Origin of the sequence: Paraburkholderia sp. EG304 (genome assembly GCF_046543485.1) — a bacterium.
Classification (GTDB): Bacteria; Pseudomonadota; Gammaproteobacteria; order Burkholderiales; family Burkholderiaceae; genus Paraburkholderia; species Paraburkholderia youngii.
Genome location: NZ_JBKGUA010000008.1, coordinates 171,901 through 191,186, shown reverse-complemented (window position 1 = coordinate 191,186; position 19,286 = coordinate 171,901). Strand labels below are relative to the sequence as shown.

15 protein-coding genes and 2 pseudogenes are annotated in these 19,286 nt (G+C 65.5%); 13 read left to right on the top strand and 4 right to left on the bottom strand.

Translation table 11 applies throughout. The annotated features are described in order from the left end of the window. The first annotated feature begins 106 nt into the window (after positions 1 to 106). The 5 genes from ACLFKU_RS12775 to ACLFKU_RS12755 all read left to right on the top strand — a co-directional run bounded on the left by ACLFKU_RS12775 (position 107) and on the right by ACLFKU_RS12755 (position 6,918). Positions 107 to 850 (top strand): (Fe-S)-binding protein, encoded by a 744-nt coding sequence (locus ACLFKU_RS12775; protein WP_368583764.1) that lies wholly within the window; start codon positions 107 to 109, stop codon positions 848 to 850. Further along, positions 847 to 2,250, top strand: a complete 1,404-nt coding sequence (locus ACLFKU_RS12770; protein WP_410849326.1) for a lactate utilization protein B — start codon at positions 847 to 849, stop codon at positions 2,248 to 2,250. Before ACLFKU_RS12775 ends, ACLFKU_RS12770 begins: the two co-directional genes overlap by 4 nt. Then, the gene (locus ACLFKU_RS12765; protein WP_410849325.1) at positions 2,237 to 2,821 is read left to right on the top strand and encodes a LutC/YkgG family protein; all 585 of its coding nucleotides are present in this window, start codon (positions 2,237 to 2,239) and stop codon (positions 2,819 to 2,821) included. Before ACLFKU_RS12770 ends, ACLFKU_RS12765 begins: the two co-directional genes overlap by 14 nt. A 69-nt stretch (positions 2,822 to 2,890) precedes the next feature. Further along, positions 2,891 to 4,660 carry a VRR-NUC domain-containing protein gene (locus ACLFKU_RS12760; protein ID WP_410849324.1) on the top strand — a complete coding sequence of 590 codons (1,770 nt, stop codon included), beginning with the start codon at positions 2,891 to 2,893 and terminating at the stop codon, positions 4,658 to 4,660. Next, the gene (locus ACLFKU_RS12755) at positions 4,657 to 6,918 is read left to right on the top strand and encodes an ATP-dependent DNA helicase (protein WP_410849323.1); all 2,262 of its coding nucleotides are present in this window, start codon (positions 4,657 to 4,659) and stop codon (positions 6,916 to 6,918) included. Before ACLFKU_RS12760 ends, ACLFKU_RS12755 begins: the two co-directional genes overlap by 4 nt. Positions 6,919 to 6,969: 51 nt before the next feature. On the opposite strand, the gene ACLFKU_RS12750 is transcribed toward ACLFKU_RS12755, so the two are convergent. Next, positions 6,970 to 9,606 (bottom strand): mechanosensitive ion channel domain-containing protein, encoded by a 2,637-nt coding sequence (locus ACLFKU_RS12750; RefSeq protein ID WP_410849322.1) that lies wholly within the window; start codon positions 9,604 to 9,606, stop codon positions 6,970 to 6,972. A 406-nt stretch (positions 9,607 to 10,012) separates the two neighbouring features. Beyond that, the gene (locus ACLFKU_RS12745) at positions 10,013 to 11,452 is read right to left on the bottom strand and encodes a sigma 54-interacting transcriptional regulator (protein ID WP_410849321.1); all 1,440 of its coding nucleotides are present in this window, start codon (positions 11,450 to 11,452) and stop codon (positions 10,013 to 10,015) included. Between the two features lie 578 nt (positions 11,453 to 12,030). On the opposite strand from ACLFKU_RS12745, the gene ACLFKU_RS12740 reads away from it, so the two are divergent. The 6 genes and pseudogenes from ACLFKU_RS12740 to ACLFKU_RS12715 all read left to right on the top strand — a co-directional run bounded on the left by ACLFKU_RS12740 (position 12,031) and on the right by ACLFKU_RS12715 (position 16,779). Further along, a complete protein-coding gene (locus ACLFKU_RS12740) occupies positions 12,031 to 12,507 on the top strand; it encodes a hypothetical protein (protein WP_410842467.1) in 477 nt (158 codons plus the stop codon). Positions 12,508 to 12,779: 272 nt separating this feature from the next. Continuing rightward, the gene (locus ACLFKU_RS12735) at positions 12,780 to 13,049 is read left to right on the top strand and encodes a hypothetical protein (RefSeq protein ID WP_410849320.1); all 270 of its coding nucleotides are present in this window, start codon (positions 12,780 to 12,782) and stop codon (positions 13,047 to 13,049) included. A gap of 183 nt (positions 13,050 to 13,232) precedes the next feature. After that, on the top strand, positions 13,233 to 14,435 hold the full coding sequence (locus ACLFKU_RS12730) for a CpaE family protein (protein ID WP_410849319.1): 1,203 nt from the start codon (positions 13,233 to 13,235) through the stop codon (positions 14,433 to 14,435). Positions 14,436 to 14,601: 166 nt separating this feature from the next. Beyond that, positions 14,602 to 16,041: a nicotinate phosphoribosyltransferase gene (locus ACLFKU_RS12725; protein ID WP_410849318.1), complete on the top strand. Its 1,440-nt coding sequence runs from the start codon at positions 14,602 to 14,604 to the stop codon at positions 16,039 to 16,041. 33 nt (positions 16,042 to 16,074) lie between these two features. Continuing rightward, positions 16,075 to 16,320: pseudogene (locus tag ACLFKU_RS12720) on the top strand (nitrogen fixation protein NifQ); the annotation flags it as partial. 38 nt (positions 16,321 to 16,358) lie between these two features. Continuing rightward, positions 16,359 to 16,779 (top strand): annotated as a pseudogene (locus ACLFKU_RS12715) (winged helix-turn-helix domain-containing protein). Positions 16,780 to 16,888: 109 nt separating this feature from the next. On the opposite strand, the gene ACLFKU_RS12710 reads toward ACLFKU_RS12715, so the two are convergent. Next, positions 16,889 to 17,359, bottom strand: coding sequence for a hypothetical protein (locus ACLFKU_RS12710; RefSeq protein WP_410849317.1), 471 nt, complete (start codon positions 17,357 to 17,359; stop codon positions 16,889 to 16,891). 39 nt (positions 17,360 to 17,398) lie between these two features. Here ACLFKU_RS12710 and ACLFKU_RS12705 point away from each other — a divergent pair, with 39 nt between their 5' ends. Then, positions 17,399 to 17,884 carry a nuclear transport factor 2 family protein gene (locus ACLFKU_RS12705; protein WP_368583776.1) on the top strand — a complete coding sequence of 162 codons (486 nt, stop codon included), beginning with the start codon at positions 17,399 to 17,401 and terminating at the stop codon, positions 17,882 to 17,884. 90 nt (positions 17,885 to 17,974) lie between these two features. Then, positions 17,975 to 18,835 (top strand): 2OG-Fe(II) oxygenase, encoded by an 861-nt coding sequence (locus ACLFKU_RS12700; RefSeq protein WP_410849316.1) that lies wholly within the window; start codon positions 17,975 to 17,977, stop codon positions 18,833 to 18,835. An 8-nt stretch (positions 18,836 to 18,843) separates the two neighbouring features. Here the strand turns inward: ACLFKU_RS12700 and ACLFKU_RS12695 are convergent, their stop codons facing one another. Further along, positions 18,844 to 19,281, bottom strand: coding sequence for a GNAT family N-acetyltransferase (locus tag ACLFKU_RS12695; protein WP_410849315.1), 438 nt, complete (start codon positions 19,279 to 19,281; stop codon positions 18,844 to 18,846). Between the last annotated feature and the right edge of the window lie 5 nt (positions 19,282 to 19,286).

Here is a 19,286-nt window from a genome sequence, read left to right as displayed (position 1 = left end):
TCAACCGACTTTCTTATAGTCTTGGTCAGACCAACATGACCAAGACCGGCCAAACGGGCCGCACCGGTCAACCGGCATCATCCCCGCCGCATTTCCTGAAGACCCTATGAAAGTCGCGCTGTTTATCCCTTGCTTTATCGACGCGTTCTATCCCGAGGTCGGTATCGCGACGCTCGAACTGCTCGAACGTTTCGGCATCGAGGTCGACTATCCGCAACAGCAGACCTGCTGCGGCCAGCCGATGGCCAATAGCGGCGCCCATGCGGACGCCGCCGCCACCGAGCGACTCTTCGCGCGCAACTTCGCCGGTTACGACTACATCGTCGGGCCGTCCGCGAGTTGCATTCATCACGTGCGAGAGCATCTGACCGCGCTCGAGCAGACCGATGAAGTGAAGAAGGTGCGCGCAAGCGCTTACGAGTTGGTCGAGTTTCTGCACGACGTGATCGGCGCGCGCGAATTTCCGTGGGCCGAGTTTCCGCATCGCGTCGGTCTGCACACCAGTTGCAGCGCGCTGCGTCATCTGAAGCAGGCGTCGGCGTCGGAAATTGCCGGCACGCCGTTTTCAAAGCCGCGTGCACTGCTCGAAGGCGTGAAAGGCATCGAGTTCGTGAAGCCGGCGAGGCCCGACGAATGCTGCGGTTTTGGCGGCACGTTCTCGGTCACCGAAGAAGCGGTGTCGGTGCGCATGGGGCAGGACAAGGTGCGCGACCATCTGAATGCGGGCGCCGAGTACATCGTTTCGGGCGATATGTCCTGCCTGATGCACCAACAGGGTTGCGCCGAACGCATGAAGGCCGACGCGCGCTTCATTCATATCGCGCAGGTTCTCAATGGAGCACGCGCATGAGCGGCGACCATCACCGCGTCGATCACGCCAAAGCCGCGGGTTCTTTTATCGGCAAAACCGAGCATGTCGCGTTTCACGACAAGCGTCTGTGGGACCTGCGCGAGAAGCGCGACGCGCAGGCGCACGGCATTGCCGAATGGGAAACGTTGCGCTCGCTGGCGTCGGGCATCAAGGAACACACGCTGTCGCATCTGGCCGACTATCTGGAGCAGTTCGCGGCGGCCGCTGAGGCCAATGGCGTGGTCGTGCATTGGGCGGCGAGCGCGGAAGAGCACAACGCGATCGTCCACCAGCTGATGTCCGAGCGCGGCATGACGACGCTCGTGAAGAGCAAGTCGATGCTGACCGACGAATGCCGGATGCGCGAGTACCTCGAACCGCGCGGCATTACGGTGATGGAGACGGACCTCGGCGAGCGCATCCAGCAACTCGATCATCAGGACCCGAGTCATATGGTCGTGCCGGCCGTCCACAAGCTGCGCGCGGACGTGGCCGAGTTGTTCGGCCGTACCATCGGCACCGATCCGAAGAATAGCGACATCCATTATCTGGCCGAAAGTCAGCGCATGAATACGCGGCCTTATTTCGTGCGCGAGAAAACGGCTGGCATGACCGGCTGCAATTTCGCGGTGGCGGAAACGGGCACGGTCGTCGTCTGCACGAACGAAGGCAATGCCGATCTTTCGGCGAACGTGCCGCCGTTGCATATCGCATCGATCGGAATCGAGAAGCTGATACCGAAGGTGTCGGACCTCGGCGTGTTCGTGCGCATGCTGTCGCGCAGTGCGTTGGGTTCGCCGATCACGCAGTACACGTCGCATTTTCGTGCGCCGCGGCCGGGCACCGAGATGCATTTCATCCTCGTCGATCATGGCCGTTCCGAACGGCTCGCGATGGAGGACTTCTGGTACTCGCTCAAATGCATACGCTGCGGCGCGTGCATGAATACGTGTCCGGTGTATCGACGCAGCGGCGGCCTGTCGTATGGCGGCACCTATTCTGGGCCGATCGGCGCGATCATCAATCCGACTTTCGATCTGAAGCGCTATAGCGCGTTGCCGTTCGCATCGACACTCAACGGCAGTTGCACGAACGTGTGTCCGGTTAAGATCAACATTCACGAGCAGATCTATAAATGGCGCGCGGTGATCGCCGAGCAGCACGAAGTGCCGTTCGTGAAGCAGGAAGTGCTGAAGATGGCGGGGCGTCTACTATCGAGTCCGACCTTGTATCGCGCGACGGTGGCGTCGATGGGCAGCGCGTTGCGGCGGCTGCCGAATTTCGTGCTGTACAACCCTCTGAATATCTGGGGCCGGCAGCGCGAATTGCCGGAAGCGCCGAAGATGACTTTTCATGCCTGGTACAAGAAGAATCGCGGAGGCGGCAATGACAACGCGTGAGGCTTTTCTTGCCAAAGTACGCGCCGCGCAACCGACCGCGCGGCCGCGTCCCGACGTGCCGCTGTTCGATGCGGTTGGCGGCGATCTGCGGGCGCGATTCGCAGCGGCGTTGCAAACGATGGGCGGTACTTGCGTCGAAGCAGCGAGCGCGAGCGACGTCAGCGATCTGATTCGCGAGCGCTTTGGCGCGGCTGCATCGATCGCATCGGCGAGCGCCGAAGTGCCTGGCACGCGCGTGATCCGCGCCGATACGGACCCCGCGTCGCTACAGGATGTCGACATCGGTGTGGTGCGCGCGCGCTTTGGCGTCGCCGAAACCGGCTCGGTGTGGTTCAGCGAGCGCGAATATGTGGTCAATGCCTTAGGCTACATCGTCCAGCATCTGGTCGTGTTGCTCGATCCGGCGCAATTGCTCGATGGACTGCAAGACGTCTATCGTCGCGACGATTTCCGCAGCGCTCGCTACGCGGCGCTGGTTACCGGCCCCTCGGCCACCGCCGATATCGAGGGCGTACTGATTCGCGGCGCGCAGGGCGTGCGTTCGCTGACGGTCGTGTGGCTCGCGGGCTGATGCACGGCGGTTGCCGCGCCGGACTTTGCTATCATCACTGTATAAACATACAGGTCCTGCACAAAGTCCGTGGCAACCGATGCTCGCTCAGAGATCCGCTCTGACGCCCCTTACTACCTGGTGAATTTCGAGTGCGCGCTGGCGTGGCTCGCCGCGCGTTACGACGACCTGCTCGACGACGAAGAGCACGCTTTTCTGAGCACTTTCGCGACATTGCCGCAGGCCTCGCGTGCGTTGCTGGGGCGCATGCTGATGCGCAAGGGCATGCTGTTTCGCGCGAGCCGCCTCGTTTATGAGGAAATCGGCTGCCCGTTGCAGGCGGCGATGCCGATGACGGAGCATCGCTGGATCGACATCGAACCGGCTCTGTCACTCGACGATCTGTTTGCCCTCAGTACACGTGCGCAATTGCTGGAGATGTTCGCGGACGCGATCGCGCGAATTCCCGGCGCAAAGGCATTGCGCAAACCGGATCTGCTCGAAACGCTGCGCGTGTTTTATGAAACTGAAAACGGCGAAGCGCAAGCATGCCCATCACGTCCGCTTGCCGCGTGGCACGGCGCTACAACGGACCGGGTGCTGCACGTCGCTATCGCGCCGTTGTGCGATCGCTTGCGGCTAATGTTCTTCGGCAATCTATATCAGGACTGGTCGGAGTTCGTGCTCGCCGATCTTGGCGTGTTCCAGTACGAGAAGGTCGCGTTCGGACCGTCGTCGCGGGCGTTTCGGCAACGCGCGGACATCGACGTCTATCTCGCGCTGCACGCGTGCCGCGAAGCGCTCGAATGGCTGCCGGTCGACACCGGCGCCGCCACGCTTGAAGAACTGATCACGACCGTCCGCTCGATCGATACCGCGAATCCGTGGCTCGAAACGCGTCGCGCGAAACTGCTGTTCCGGATCGGCCAGGATTGCGAGCGGCGCGAGCAGTGGGACACCGCACTCGAGGTGTACGGCGCATGCGCGTGGCCGGGTGCGCGTCATCGACGCATGCGCGTGTTCGAGCGCAGCGAGCGTTACGGCGAAGCGCTCGCGCTGGCCTTGCAGGCCGATGCCGCGCCCGAGAGCGAAGAGGAGGCGCAGCGTGTCGCCCGGATGTTGCCGCGCTTGCGGCGCAAATGCGGCGTGCCCGTGCCGCGCGCGGCGGCGGCACGGCCTGTAGAGCGCGGCACGCTGGTGCTGCTGAAGCCTGACGCGCCGGTGCCCGTCGAATACGCGGTGCGCGATCATCTGAGCAGCGACGCTGCGCCGGTGCACTACGTCGAGAACGCGCTGATCAACTCGCTGTTCGGCCTGCTGTGCTGGGAACCGGTGTTCGCGGCGCTGCCCGGCGCGTTTTTTCATCCGTTCCAGCGCGAACCGGCCGATCTGCACGCGCCCGATTTTCACGCGCGTCGCGCCACCCAGTTCGCGGCGTGCTTCGCGCAACTCGATAGCGGCGTCTATCGCGACACGATTTTGCGGCATCTGCATCAGAAGACCGGTATGCAGTCGCCGTTCGTATTCTGGGGACTGTTGACGCCTGAACTCGTCGCGCTCGCGCTCGACTGTCTGCCTGCCGCACATCTGAAGCTGTGGTTCGAGCGCTTGCTGCGCGACATTCGCGGCAATCGTTCCGGCTTGCCCGACCTGATCCGGTTCTGGCCGGCCGAGCGTCGCTATGAATTGATCGAGGTGAAAGGCCCCGGCGATCGTCTGCAGGACAACCAGATCCGCTGGCTCGCGTACTGCGCGCAACACGGCATGCCGGTGCGCGTCGTCGACGTGCGCTGGGCCGGGCAAGAGGCACAGGGCGAAGCGGACGTCGCGACGCGAGCCGCAGCGGAGCGCGTCGTATGAGCTACGTGGTGGCTGTCCGCGCGATGTGCGAATTCACCGCGCGGCGCGGCGATCTCGACCTGCGCTTCACGCCCGCGCCGACTTCGCTCGAAGGCATTGCCGGTCATCAGATGGTCGCCGGCCGTCGCGCGAGCGGCTACGAAACCGAGCTCACGCTGACGGGCACGCATCGCAGTCTGACCGTGCGCGGCCGCGCGGACGGCTACGATCCAATCGCGAACCGGCTCGAAGAAGTGAAGACCTATCGCGGCGATCTCGCGCGCATGCCCGCCAATCATCGGGTGCTGCACTGGGCGCAGGCGCTCGTCTATGGGCATCTGCTGTGCCGGGCGCGCGGGCTCGGCGAGCTGACGGTCGCGCTGGTGTACTTCGATATCGGCAGTCAGAAGGAAACCGTGCTGACACAGCAGCACAGCGCGCGCGAACTCGAAATTTTCTTCGTCGACCAGTGCGAACGATTTCTCGATTGGGCCGTGCAGGAAGACGCGCACCGTGCTGCGCGCAATGCGGCGCTCGTCAAGGTGCAGTTTCCGTATGGGCAGTTTCGCCGTGGGCAGCGCGAGCTCGCGGTGGCCGTGTATCGTGCGGCGCGCGACGGCAAGCCGTTGATGGCGCAGGCGCCGACCGGCATCGGCAAAACGCTGGCGACGATTTTTCCGTTGCTGAAAGCCTGCGGCGAAGACCGGCTCGATCGCGTGTTCTTTCTGACCGCGAAGACGCCGGGCCGTGCGCTTGCGCTCGATGCGATCGACTCGCTGCACCAGAGCGCGCCGCTGCCGCTCAGAACGCTCGAACTCGTCGCGCGCGACAAAGCCTGCGAGCATCCGGACAAAGCCTGCAACGGCGAGTCATGTCCGCTCGCGCGCGGCTTTTACGATCGTCTCGATGCGGCGCGCGCCGCCGCGCTGGCGACGCCGCGGCTCGATCGCGCGGCGGTGCGCGAGGCCGCGCTCGCGCACGACGTCTGTCCGTATTATCTGGCGCAGGAGCTCGCGCGCTGGGCCGATGTGATCGTCGGCGACTACAACTACTACTACGACGCGAGCGCGATGCTGCATGCGCTCACGCAGATCAACCAGTGGCGCGTCGGCGTGCTGGTCGATGAAGCGCATAACCTGCTCGAACGCGCGCGGCGCATGTATACCGCGTCGCTCGATCAAGGCGCGTTCCGGCTCGCGCGCAACAGCGCGCCGGCAGCGCTGAAGAAGCCGCTCGAACGCTTGCAGCGCGAGTGGAATGCGCTCAAGCGCGCGCAGACGGCGAGCTACCAGCTGTATGCGGAGATACCCGGCAAATTGCTGTCCGCCGCGCAGAATCTGATTGGCGTAGTGACCGATCAGCTCGCCGACGCGCCGTTGTCGATCGACGAACACGCGCTGCGGTTTTTCTTCGATGCGATGCACTTCGTCGCGCTCGCCGAGCAGTTCGGCGAGCACTCGATGTTCGACGTGACATTGAGCGCCGACCGTTACGCGCCGCGCGACAAAACCAGTGCGACGCTATGCGTGCGCAACGTGATTCCCGCGCCGTTTCTCGCGCCGCGCTATGCGGCCGCACGTACCACGGTGATGTTCTCCGGCACGCTGAATCCGCAGCATTTCTATCGGGACACGCTTGGGCTCGCCGACGACACGCAATGGCTCGACGTCGAAGGTCCGTTTCGCGCGGAGCAGTTGCAGGTGCACGTGGCCGCTCATGTATCGACGCGCTGGCGTGACCGCGAGCGATCGCTCGCGCCGATCGTCGAGCTGATCGCGAAGCAGTACGACACGCAGCCCGGCAACTATCTCGGGTTCCTGAGCAGTTTCGATTATCTGCATCGCGTAGTCGCGCTGCTGCGCGAGCGGCATCCCGGTTTGCCGGTGTGGACGCAGGAGCCCGGCATGGACGAAGCCGCGCGCGATGCGTTTCTCGCGCGCTTCAGGACGATGAATCAGGGAATCGGCTTCGCGGTGCTGGGCGGCGCGTTTTCGGAAGGTGTCGATCTCACCGGACAGCAACTGATCGGCGCGTTCGTCGCGACGCTCGGGCTGCCGCAGGTCAACGACGTCAACGAGCAGATGCGCCGCGCGCTCGATGCGCGCTTCGGCAATGGCTACGACTACACGTACCTGTACCCGGGATTGCAGAAAGTCGTGCAGGCGGCGGGGCGCGTGATCCGCACCGAACAGGATCGCGGCGTCGTGCATCTGATCGACGACCGCTTTCGCAGGCCGGAAGTGCGGCGCCTGCTGCCGCGCTGGTGGCAGGTTCGCTAGCGCTGCGCCGCGCTAGCGAACCGTTACGCGCTCGAGGCGCGACGCGTCACGTCATGCGTGCGGCGAGGTCGAGCCCGGATTGGCGGGTGTACCGGGTCCACCGGCCGGGCTCGGATCGACTGGGATCTGATCGTCGAGCGGCGCGTCGCCCTTGTGCGGAGTGTGGTCGCCGCCATCAGGCTGTCCAACGTGGTGGATGCGCGGCACGCCCGCATCGACCTTGGCCTTGCTCGCCGGGTCCCACGTGAGCAGATGACGCTGCGGATTCGCGATCTCGATGCCGAGCTCGCTGAAGCGTTCGAGGATGCGCCGGTTGAACTCGCGTTGCACGCCCCAGCGCGAGGTATCGCGGCATTGCATCTGGCCGGCCAGCGTGATCGCCGAACCGTCGACCGCATCGACACCCCAGAACGAGAAGTCCGCGAGGATGCCGTCCTTGAACTTGTCATCCGCGCGCAGCGATGCGCCGATTTCCTTCAGCGTGTCGATCGCGCGCTCGACGTCCTGGCCGAACACGATATTCACGCGCACCGCCGCGTTGCCGATGCCGCGATTCGTGTTGTTCACGGTCGACACCGAACTGAACGGCACCGTAAACAGCGAGCCGTCGCTGCCGCGCAGGCGCACGGTGCGAATCGACAGATATTCGACGGTGCCCGACACGCCCGCAAGCGTGACCCAGTCGCCGACCTGCATCGCGTTTTCCATCAGCAGGAAGATGCCGGTGATGAAATCCTGCACCAGCTTCTGCGAGCCGAAGCCGAGCGCGACGCCGAAGATGCTCGCGCCCGCGAGCAGCGGCCCGATGTTTACACCGAGTTCGCTCAGCCCCGTCAGCACGACGACGAGCGCGATCACGCAGAACAGCGCGCTACGCAGCATCGGCATCAGCGTGCGCAGGCGCGCGGCGCGCACCAGATCGCCGCTGCTCGTCCAGTTGTCGAGGCGGCGTTCGGCCGACACGTTGACCACCTCCCACACCACCAGCGCGATGATCGCGGCCACGGCAATCGTCGCGAGCGCCGAGGCGAGGCGGTGGCCGATCGTGCCGCTGCGGAACAGATCGACGACGTCGACGCCCCACGCCTGCAAGAGCACGAATGCGGTGACGACGCCGATGACCCAACTGATCACGCGCCGCAGCGCCGGATAGTAACGGTACGCGTGCTGATGCACGAGCGAGCGCGACGCTTCGTCCTGCACGTGGAAGATGCGCGCGAGCGCACCGAAGCTCACGATCGACACGAGCCGCGCGCCGATCAGTATCGCGAGCGTCATGCCGCCGATATTCACGAGCGCGTGATAGCCGTTCCGTACGTCGAAGGCCCACACGAACCACAGGCCCATCACGATGACCACGGCAACCCAGGCCCACGCGTCCGCGGGCGCGTTGCCCAACATCTGCAACGACTCGTGCGCGGTGAAGCGATCGCGGATCCGGCTGGCGACCGGCTTTGCACAGCGCAGCACGAGGATCGAGATCATCACGTGACCGACCAGCGCGACCACTTTCAGCAGCGCGAGATGCGCGGCGTCGTTCATGCCGAGCGCCTGCGCGACTTCGGCTAGCGCGACGCCGGCGCCCACCACGCTGACGATCCGCACGATCCAGCCGAGGATGAACGCGGCCCATGCATCGCCCATGCGCAGCAGCCGCAGACGCGGCGCGCTCGGCTGCAGAAAGAACGCGCCGACGATCACGACGCAGCGGCACACCACATAGACGTCGATCAGCGAATCGAGCGCGCGGTCCTGCGGCGTGCCGTTGTCGGTGATGATCGAAATCACCGCGCTTGCGGCGGCGACGAATACCACCAGCGGGATCAGGCGAACCAGCGTAATGAGCAACGCGCGCGGCAGACGTTGCAGCAGCGTCCAGTGGTGCGTCGCGTTGCGCTTGCCTTCGGCTTCGATCGCGCGGCCTTTCTCGGATGGCGTCGCGTACGGCGCGGCGGGGCCCGTGGCGACCGCTTGCGCCTCTGCCTCGAGCACCTGCGGCACCGACGACATCGCGGGCAGCGGCGGCGTGTTCGTCGGCGTATGACCGGCCGGCGCGGCGCCGGCGGCACGCGTGGACGGCGGCGCGCTGTCGTTGTCATCGTGCTGCGCGGCTTCGCGGCGCGCGGCGATCGCCCGGTAGATGCGCCGCAGCAGCCGGCGCGTCAGCCATTCGAGCAACAGTGCGGGAATCAGCGCGGCGAGCAGCGACGACAGCACCTTGAACAGCACCACGCGCGCGTGCGGGTTGGCAAACTGCCAGTTCCACCACGCGCGCACCGACGCGACATCGAGCAGCGCGGCGACCGAGCCGCGCAGCGAGGTCGCGAGATAGCTCGCGTAATGCGCGCCCTGACGCGCGATCTGCGACGCGAGGCCATTGCTTTTGAACGCGGCCGGCACGAGCGACGCTGCGCCGCTGGCGGCGGCCGGTGCCGACGCCGCTGCCGGCGCGGAAGCGGGCGGCGCGCTCAATGCGCCAGCCGCGGCGATCGCCTGCAGCGTATCGGCGACCTGCGCGCGGCGCTTGGGGTCGTTCAGGACGGAGAGCGCGTCGCGGGCCTGCTGGGGTGTCAGCGTGACGGCGGCGGAAGCGGACGTGGGATGGGCGGGCTCAGGCGCGGCGGCAAACACGGGCGCCGCGCCGGCGACCAGAAAAATGAAAAAACAGATACGGAGAAATTTTTGCATGGGGTGTAGAGCGGGATGAAGCCAGGGCGGACGATTCTGCCGGAACGTAGGGCGGTTTCAGCGGGGCGACCCCGGACGGACACGGGCTCGGGCGCCGAAGTTCCTACGGCGGAGGCCCGCCGGACGGGCGAAAGGGCCGCGAGGGCGGCGCTCGCCGGATGGGGCGTTGAGCCGATAGCATAGCCGATGATGGCCGGCAGGCCTGGCGAAGTCAGCAGAAAGCCTGCCCGGAAGGCCCCGTGGGCGGGGCGGCGCAACGGGCGAGGGGCCGCTTGCCGGGTGGCAATGCTGGCGGTGGCGCGAGGACGCGCTGGATGATTGCGCTAGCTGTAAGCAGAGCGCTTGTGAGTTTTCCTTGATCAATCGCCGTCAGCATGCGCTGCTAAGCGTTCACTACAAAAAACGCTTAAATCCGCGCACATGCCACCGACGAGGTTTGGCGCTCGGCTTCGTCGCCGGCATCGGGACCGCTGCTCGCGCCGCGCCCGGCTGGCTCCTGATGCAGCCGGTTCGCGTGCATCAGCCGGTACAGCGTCGCGCGCGAAATGCCGAGTTCGGCGGCCGCATCGGACAGCTTGTAGCCGTGTCGCAGCAGCGCGTTCTCGATCGCATCCTTTTCGGCCTTGCTGCGGATTTCCGCGAGCGTGACCGCGGGGCCGTTGTCGGCCTCGGGCAGGCCGAGGTCGCTCGCCGTGATGAAGCGGCCGTCGCTCATCACGACCGCGCGGCGCACGCAGTTGATCAGCTCGCGCACGTTGCCGGGCCAAGGATAGTTCGACATGGCGACGATCGCGTCGCTCGACAGCCCGCGCAGTTTGCGCGCACCGTCCTGCTTGTACATGCTGAGCGCGTAATTGGCGAGCAGCTTGATGTCGCCGCCGCGCTCGCGCAGCGGCGGTTCGATGAGGCGCAGCACACACAGCCGGTGATAGAGGTCGGAGCGGAAACGGCCATCTTCGACGGCGCGCTCCAGGTCGACGTGGGTGGCCGAGATCACGCGCACGTCGACGCTGATCGGACCGTTGCCGCCAAGCCGCTCGATCGTGCCTTCCTGCAGGAAGCGCAGCAGCACCGCCTGGCATTCGTGCGGCATGTCGCCGATTTCGTCGAGAAACAGCGTGCCTTCATGCGCGCTCTCGATGCGGCCGATCTTGCGTTGCAGCGCGCCGGTAAATGCGCCGCGCTCGTGGCCGAACAGTTCGGCCTGCAACAGGCTCGGCGGAATCGCCGCGCAATTGATCGCGACGAACGTGCGGCCCGCGCGCGGCGAGCGATCATGAATAGCGCGAGCGGTCAGCTCCTTGCCGGTGCCGGATTCGCCTGCGATGAACACGGGTGCGTCGGTCACGCCGCACTTGTCGATGCGCCGGTAGAGCTGCTGCATCGGCTCGCATTGACCGACCATGCCGTGACGGCCGACCGACGGCTCGGGCGCGACGCGCGGCTGACGCAGGTTCGACAGCCCATGCGCATGGCCGAGCGCGAACACGAGCCGCTCGTTGAGCCACGGCTGCGTGACGAAGTCGAAGCAGTAATCGAGGATGAAACGGCTGACCAGTTCGTTGTCGGCCTGGCCCGGCACGATCTGCGCGACCCAGTTGGTCTCGACGCGGCGCATGCACAGCGCGAACGCGGATAGCTGCTGGGACGTGCAATCTTCGGGCAGCTGAACCAGACCGACCTTGATGTTGCCGCGTTCGATCATGCGTTCGGCCACAACCGTGCTTTTTGCGTGCACGGCTTGCCATCCCGACGCGGCCAGAAACTCGACGAGTTTCTGGTCGGGCGCGTTCGCCACGTACAGAACCGTGCGTTCCATCTCGGCCGGCGTGCAAGTCGTAGTCATGATTCCCCCCGTTCGATCCTCAGGACTGCTGTGCGGCGTTGTGAGATTCAGGCGGCCAGTTACTGCAGTCCGGCTGCGACGCATTCACGGCAGCAGCGATCACGAACAAGGGACACTGCAAGCGCGGCGCGAACCGGAACGCGCTGCATGGCGGACCGATTCATGCAATGGCGGCGACCTTGTCGTTCATTGCTGAAACTGCCCGGCGACTTTATCCCCGAATCGTGAAAACCACTTGAACCGTGGCTTGCCTCGTTGACCTGATACAAGCGCTCTGATTGGCGCATGGCCTAACGATAAGCGAAAGCGCCTGAAAGCGCCAGATAAAGAAACATGGATAAGCAATGCGTGTTGGTTTGCCGATTAACACGGATCACTAATGAATAAACGGTCAAGGCCGGATATGCGAGGAATCGCACATTGCATAGCAATTGCCCTGGTATTAAGGAGTGGCTATAACTGACGAGGCGTAAGCAGTCGTGTTTCACAGTTGCGACAGATTGGACAGCACGAGTCGACTACGCTTTGCCGTGCCCGGCAGGACGCTTCTCCGGCCTTGCGGAACGGCGAAGCCACGTGTGGCCGGCCCCGCGGCCACCCTGCAGGCTGGCGAGACACAGCGGGGGGCGCGCTTTGCCGCCAGCGCGCGGCGAATTGGCGTGTCAGAAACGAATCAATGCGCGCTGCGCAAAAAAAATCGGGCGGGCTCGCGGCGCGTCGAAAGCAAACCGATTTCCCCGCAGCGTGAAGCTTTGACGGGCGCCTTACCGATTGTTAAGCGGGTTGGCATAAGCGTTGCAATAAGGTCTGCACAGAAAAATGTTTGCAGCCAGGTCGACGGTACGGGGAAAACCGGATTAAAAAAGACCGGCGGTAAAAAGCTCACTCGCAGGCATGGTCGGGGAAGCCATCAAGTGTCTGCGGGAGCGCGGCGGGGCCTTATTAAATACGTGAGAAAAACGGTTGAGTGGCGGACCGGTGTGACGGCCATTCAAAACCGGACCACAAAAAGGGCATCGACTTCGCCGTTTTTCCTTTTCGACTTTTTGTCCTGACGACGCGAAAAGGATGGCGATAACGACAGGCAACGCGCTGGCAACGTTCGCGAGCGACGCGCCGCAAAGGGAAGGGGCAGCGCCGGATCAGGACCGGCCGGCGCGATGAAGCGGGGAGAGAGGCCATCGTCTCCACAGAGAGACGAATGTACGAGGTGAACCAGGGGCCGTGTCCGTGAGTTGGCACGGGCACGGCGACCTGGCCCGACGGCCGGGGCGCTGCAACGAAGCGGCGTCACCTGGCGCAAATCCGATCGACATCGGGGGCTGTCATGAAACCACAACTGATTCGCAGGCCGGCCGCTTCGGAGGGAACGGGGCGCACTTACCGGCGGTACGTCGCGGCGTCGCGCGCGCGCTTTTTCGCGCAGGCGGCGGGGGCGTCCGTCGATCTGCTGACGCTCGTCGTCGCCGAGGCGCTCGAGCGCCGCGCGCAGGCGGAGATCCGCCGTGGCGTGCTGCGCGACGCGCTGTACGAGAGGCCGGTGCGCGCTGAACGCAGCGCGGCGCATCGGCGCGACGACGATGAAAACGACGTTTGACGCCTGCTGCTCGATACCGGCTCGCGACGGCCGTACGGGAATTCGATAACACCGTTTGCCGGCTCATGGTTTTCACGGAGGAGCGCCGCGGTAAGGAGTTCGCGCCGAAGCCTGCGTCGTCAATCGTGAACAGACGACTTGAATAAAAACCGCGCATGACGCGCCAAGCGCCGCAGAGCTGCCATGATCGACATCTTCCTGATTGCCGCGAGCATTGAAAACGCGCAGCGCATCGTCGCGCGGCTCGAACAGAGCGGCGTGCGTTATCGGCTGCACACCGCGTACGGTTCGGCCCGGCAACTGCCGATCCACGCGCGCATGCTCCGCACAGCCGACCTGCTGATCGTCGACGACGCCCATCTGAACGTCCGCGGACTTGGCGGCGTCGAGGAAGCGCTTGCCTGCGCGCCGACGCTCCATTGCATGCTGGTGACGCCGGCGCCGTCCAGCGCGCTGATCGGCGCGGCGCTGCGCGTCGGCGTGCGGCAGGTGCTGTCGTGGCCGCTCGACGCGCAGGCCGTCGCCGATGCGCTCGCGCAGATCGAAGCGCGGCGTCGCGCGCCTCAGCGGCGCCGCGCGCGCGTGGTCACGCTGGCGTCGAGCAAGGGCGGCAGCGGCACCACGCTGATCGCGGTCAACCTCGCGTGCGCGCTCGCCGCGCAGCGTGAGCGGCGCGTGCTGCTGATCGACCTGAGCCAGCAATTCGCCGACGCGAGCCTGCTGATGGCAAATCGCCCGCCGCCGATGACGCTCGCCGATCTGTGCTCGCGCAATGAGCAACTCGACGCGGCGCTGTTCGACGCGTGCGCGATGCACGTGCGTCCGAACCTCGACCTGCTCGCCGGCGCCGGCGATCCGCTGAAGGCCGCCGAACTGCTGCCCGGCCAACTCGAGCGGATTCTGACGCTGGTGCGCCCGCGCTACGACGCGGTGCTGATCGACGTCGGCCCGAGCCTGAATCCGTTGACGATCCGCGCGCTCGCGCACAGCGACGCGATCTGCATGGTGGTGCGGCAGAACCCGCTGTACCTGCATGGCGCGCGCCGCATGCTCGATATCTTTCGCGAGCTGGGGCATCCGGCCAGCAAGGTGCGAGTCGTCGTCAATCAATACGACAAGGACGCGCAGATCAATCTGCCGATGCTCGAACGCACGCTCGGCGCGAGGGTCGCGCATCAACTGCCGCGCGACGATCAGCACGTCGACGACGCGCTGAGCCTCGGTGTGCCGCTCGTCGCGTGCGCGCGCGACAGCGGGCTTGCGCAAGGCATCGTCCTGCTCGCGAACATGCTGTGGCCGGCCGGTGCCGAGCGCCGCAAAAGCATGCTCGGCCGGCTGCTCGCGACGTGGCCGAATCTGCCGCCGCAATTGAAGCCGGGCATCTAGTCCGACGACGAGCGCTATCGCGCATACCGTAGTAAGGTGAGATACAGGGTCCTCCCCCGGCCTTTTTGAACAGGTAGAGCGGCGGCGTCAGAGTTTCGAAAGCCGCGAGCAGGCTCGCGCCGTCCGGTCATTCCAGCGAGAAAATCACGTGAGCGCAGCACCGTCCATGCAAAACGCGCAGGGTTTCAGCGACCTCGCGTCGATCCTGTCCAATCCGATTCTGAATACGGATTCGTACAAGGCATCGCACTTTCTGCAATATCCGCCCGATGCGACGGCAATGTTCTCGTATATCGAATCGCGCGGCGGACGTTACGAGCGCACGCTGTTTTTCGGCTTGCAGATGCTGCTGAAGGAATACCTGTGCCGGCCCGTCACCGGCGCGATGATCGACCAGGCGCGCGCGTTCTTCAGCGCGCACGGCGAGCCGTTCAACGAAGCGGGCTGGCGCTACGTCGTGCAGCAATACGGCGGCCATCTGCCGGTGCGGATTCGCGCGGTGCCCGAAGGCTCGGTCGTGCCGACGCACAACGTGCTGGTCACCGTCGAATGCGACGATCCCCACGTATTCTGGCTCGCGTCGTATCTGGAGACGATGCTGATGCGCGTGTGGTATCCGATCACGGTCGCGACGCAAAGCTGGCATCTGCGCCAGACGATCCGCGCAGCTCTGCTGAAAAGCAGCGACGATCTTTCGCAGCTGCCGTTCAAGCTGCACGATTTCGGTGCGCGCGGCGTGTCGAGCGGGGAGTCGGCGGCGATCGGCGGCGCGGCGCACCTCGTCAGCTTCATGGGCTCGGATACGGTGCTCGGGGTGGTTGCGGCGAATCACTACTACCACGACAGCATGGCCGCGTTCTCGGTGCCCGCGGCCGAGCACAGCACGATCACGGCGTGGGGCCGCGAGCGCGAAGTCGACGCGTATCGCAACATGATTGACCGCTTCGGCAAGCCGGGCGCGATCGTTTCGGTGGTGTCCGACTCTTACGACCTGTTCGCCGCGCTGAACGCATGGGGCGGCGAGCTGAAGCAGGCCGTGCTCGATTCCGGCGGCACGCTGGTGATTCGCCCGGACTCCGGCGATCCGTGCACGATCGTGCTGTACACGCTGCGCTCGCTGGAGGCGTCGTTCGGCTCGCAGACGAACAGCAAAGGGCGGCGCGTGCTCGACCACGTACGCGTGATCCAGGGTGACGAGGTGAACCCCGATTCGATCCCCGCGATTCTCGCCGCGATGGACGAGGCCGGCTTCGCCGCCGACAACATCGTGTTCGGCATGGGCGGCGCGCTGTTGCAGAAGATCAACCGCGATACGCAGCGCTTCGCGATGAAGTGCTCCGCGATCCGGCTCGGCGACACGTGGCACGATGTGTCGAAGGACCCGGTCACCGATCACGCCAAGCGCTCGAAGAAAGGCCGGCTCGCTTTGCTGCGCCATCGCGCCAGCGGCGAGTACCGGACGGTCACGTTGCCGACCGTGTGGGACGAGCGCACGGTGGCGGGCGAGTGGGACGAAGTGCTCGAGACGGTGTTCGATACGGGCCGCTTGCTGGTCGATACGTCGTTGGCCGAGATTCGAGGCCGCGCGTATGCGGACGAAGTTTGATCAGCCATGCCTGACGATCCGTTGATGAACGACTGCATCGCCCATGCGTGTTTGCGTCCGCATCATCTATGGCGCGACCTTGGTCTCGCAGGCCGCGATGACGTGACGTGGATGCTCACGCGCTACTTCCCGACGCTGGTCGAGCGCAACAACGATAACCTGCGCTGGAAGAAATTCCTCGCATCGCAATGCGCGATCCCGTTGGGTCTGGAGCCGGGACCCGCGCCGGGTTGCCCGGGCTGCGAGGACTACGGGTACTGCTTTCCACGGCAGCCTTGAAGCGCGCCACTGAGGGCTCGGCGCGAAACCGTTCGTGTATGCTTGCGCGCACGGCCGACACCGCAAAACCCGCTAAAAGCAGAGCCGCTCCGGCGACGAAGTCCACCAGGGCGCGTCCCGAAGTGCGCTTCAGAATGCGCATCCGTAGCGGCGATGCGGTTGCACTCGGGCCAGGCAAGGTCGATCTGCTCGAGGCGGTGCGCGACTATGGATCGATCTCGGCGGCGGGGCGGAGTCTCGATATGTCGTATCGGCGCGCGTGGCTGTTGATCGACAAGCTGAATCGCTCGCTGAAGTCGCCGGCCACGCAATCGGAGCAGGGCGGTCAGAGCGGCGGGCGGCTGCACGCTGACGCCGGTCGGCGAAACCATCATCCGGCTGTATCGTGACGTCGAGGAAGAGGCGCGTCGAAGCTGCGCGAAGCAGATCGCCGAACCGGCGAAACTGATCCGCTCGTGAAGCCCACGATCGCGTCGGCGCTATCGGTGCGCTCAGCCGTGCCGCAAACAGAACACCGAAGGCGGCGGATGGCGAAGCTGCGCGACGTGCTCGGGATGCAGCCGCGCGATCAACTCGACGAAACTCGCGACGCTCGCAGATCCGCTTCAGCGATATCCGCGCCCGGTGGCGCGGCGACCAGCAGCCCCTTGCGATCCTCGACACCGCCGTCGTGCACGACCCTTGAGCGCGGCATCGGAGCCGGGCCGGCCACCCACGGATACTGCTGATCGCGCTCGGCAATCTGCTGACCGCGCTCGCGGCCGGCGGCGCGCGCTACGTGTGGGTTCTTCGCCGCGGGTTTTGCGGCGGCGCTGGGAGTGGCGGCGCTCGTCGCGGCGTCGGTGGCGGCGGTGGTGTGGGGGCTCGCCGGGCGGGCGGAGGTGGCGCGTTTCCAGGCGGCGGTATCGGAAGGGGAAAGCCGTCGTCGGCTCGCGCCGGTCCCCCATTCGCGCCGTTTTCCTATATCGTGTGCGCCAGGTCCGCCGCCTACCGCGCGCGGGCTGTCTTTTCGGAGCGCGGCGCGCCTCTGCGCGCGCATGACACGTGATGCGCTCCCGCAATACACCACACGACATCAATGAGCCATCCGAACACCGAGCTGATCGAACGCTTCTACACCGCCTTCCAGCAACGCGACGCCGAGACCATGGTCGCCTGTTATGCCGACGACGCCGTCTTCAGCGACCCCGCCTTCGGCGAACTGGTCGGCGACGAAGTGCGCGACATGTGGCGCATGCTCGTCAAGCACGCGCAGGACTTCACGCTGACCTTCAGCGACATCGAGGCCGACGACCGTACCGGCCGCGCGCAGTGGGTGGCGCGCTACCGTTTCGTCCAAACCGGGCGCGACGTCGTCAACCGGATCGAAGCGCGTTTCGTGTTCCGCGACGGGCTCATCGTCGAGCATCGCGACCGCTTCGATCTGTGGCTGTGGATGCGCCAGGCGATGGGCATGCGCGGCACGCTGCTCGGCTGGTCGCCGTTCGTGCAGCGGATGCTCAGGCAGCAGGCGCGCCGGGGGCTGCTGCACTATCGCGGGCAGTTGAATCGCGAGCGCGGCTAGCCGCGTGCGTGCGGCGCGCGCATCGCGCTTGCTATGATCGAAGCACGCGCGCGCCCGCACTCCTTGCCGGGCCGCCGCACAGGAAACGCTATGCGAGTCGTCGATGCCGCCTGGCAAGAATGGCTGAGCAGCAATGTCGCGCGCGGCTGCGCGCCGGGCTCGATGATCGACGCGATGGTGCAAGCCGGCTTTGCCGACGGCGAGGCCCGCGTCGCGGTCCACCATGCGTTCGACCGGCGCGCGTGCCGCCCCGCGGCGCCCGCCACAGTCGCCGATCCCGCCACCAATCCTTATCGCTACGACGCTGCGCCGGTTGCACGCGGCAACCTGATCCGCGCCGCTGACCGCGAGGTACGCGTGTTACTCCGCTGCGAGCGCCCGCAGCTGGTCGTGTTCGCCGACGTGCTGTCGGCCGTGGAATGCGCGGATCTGATCGAACGCTCGCGGCATCGGTTGAAACGCTCGACGACGGTCAATCCACTCACCGGCCACGAAGACGTGATCCGCAGCCGGACCAGCGAAGGCGTCTGGTATCGGCGCGGCGAGGACCGGTTGATCGCGCGAATCGAACGACGCATCGCGAGCCTGACGAACTTGCCGCTCGAAAACGGCGAAGGCCTGCAGGTGCTTCATTACGGCACGAACGGCGAGTACAGCCCGCATTTCGACTTCTTCGCGCCCGATCAGCCCGGCAGCGCGGTGCACACCGCGCAGGGCGGCCAACGCGTCGCGACACTGATCATCTATCTGAACGACGTCGCCGACGGCGGAGAGACGGTGTTTCCCTCAGCGGGCCTGTCGGTCGCGGCGCGGGTGGGCGGTGCGGTGTATTTCCGCTACATGAATGGTGAGCGCCAGCTCGACCCGTCGACGCTGCACGGCGGCGCGCCGGTGCTGGCCGGCGACAAATGGATCATGACGAAGTGGATGCGCGAGCGCGCGTATGGCTGACGCGGCGCCTATTCGGCCGCTTTATAAGCATCCGGCCGATGCAGCTCCATATACCGCTCGGGGTTCGCGAGCGACGTGAACCCATGCGGCGCATAGACGTGATGCGCGTCGGTCGTGACCAGCACGACTCTGCGCAGACTGGCGAGCGACGGGCTCGCAAAGATATGTTTCATCAACGCCGACGCATAGCCCTGGCCGCGATGCGCCGGCAGCACGAACACGTCGCACAGGTAAGCGAAGGTCGCCTCGTCGGTGATCAGACGCGCGAACGCGATCTGCTCGCCGTCGACAAATCCGCCGAAACAGAGCGAACCGGCGACGGCCCGCTCGAAGGTCGCGCGCGGCATGCCCTTGGCCCACGGCGTTTCCTGCGACAGGAACGCGTAGACCATGTCGAGGTCGAGATCGTCGATGCGGCTGGATATCTTCAGTTCGCTGGCTTGCATGGGGT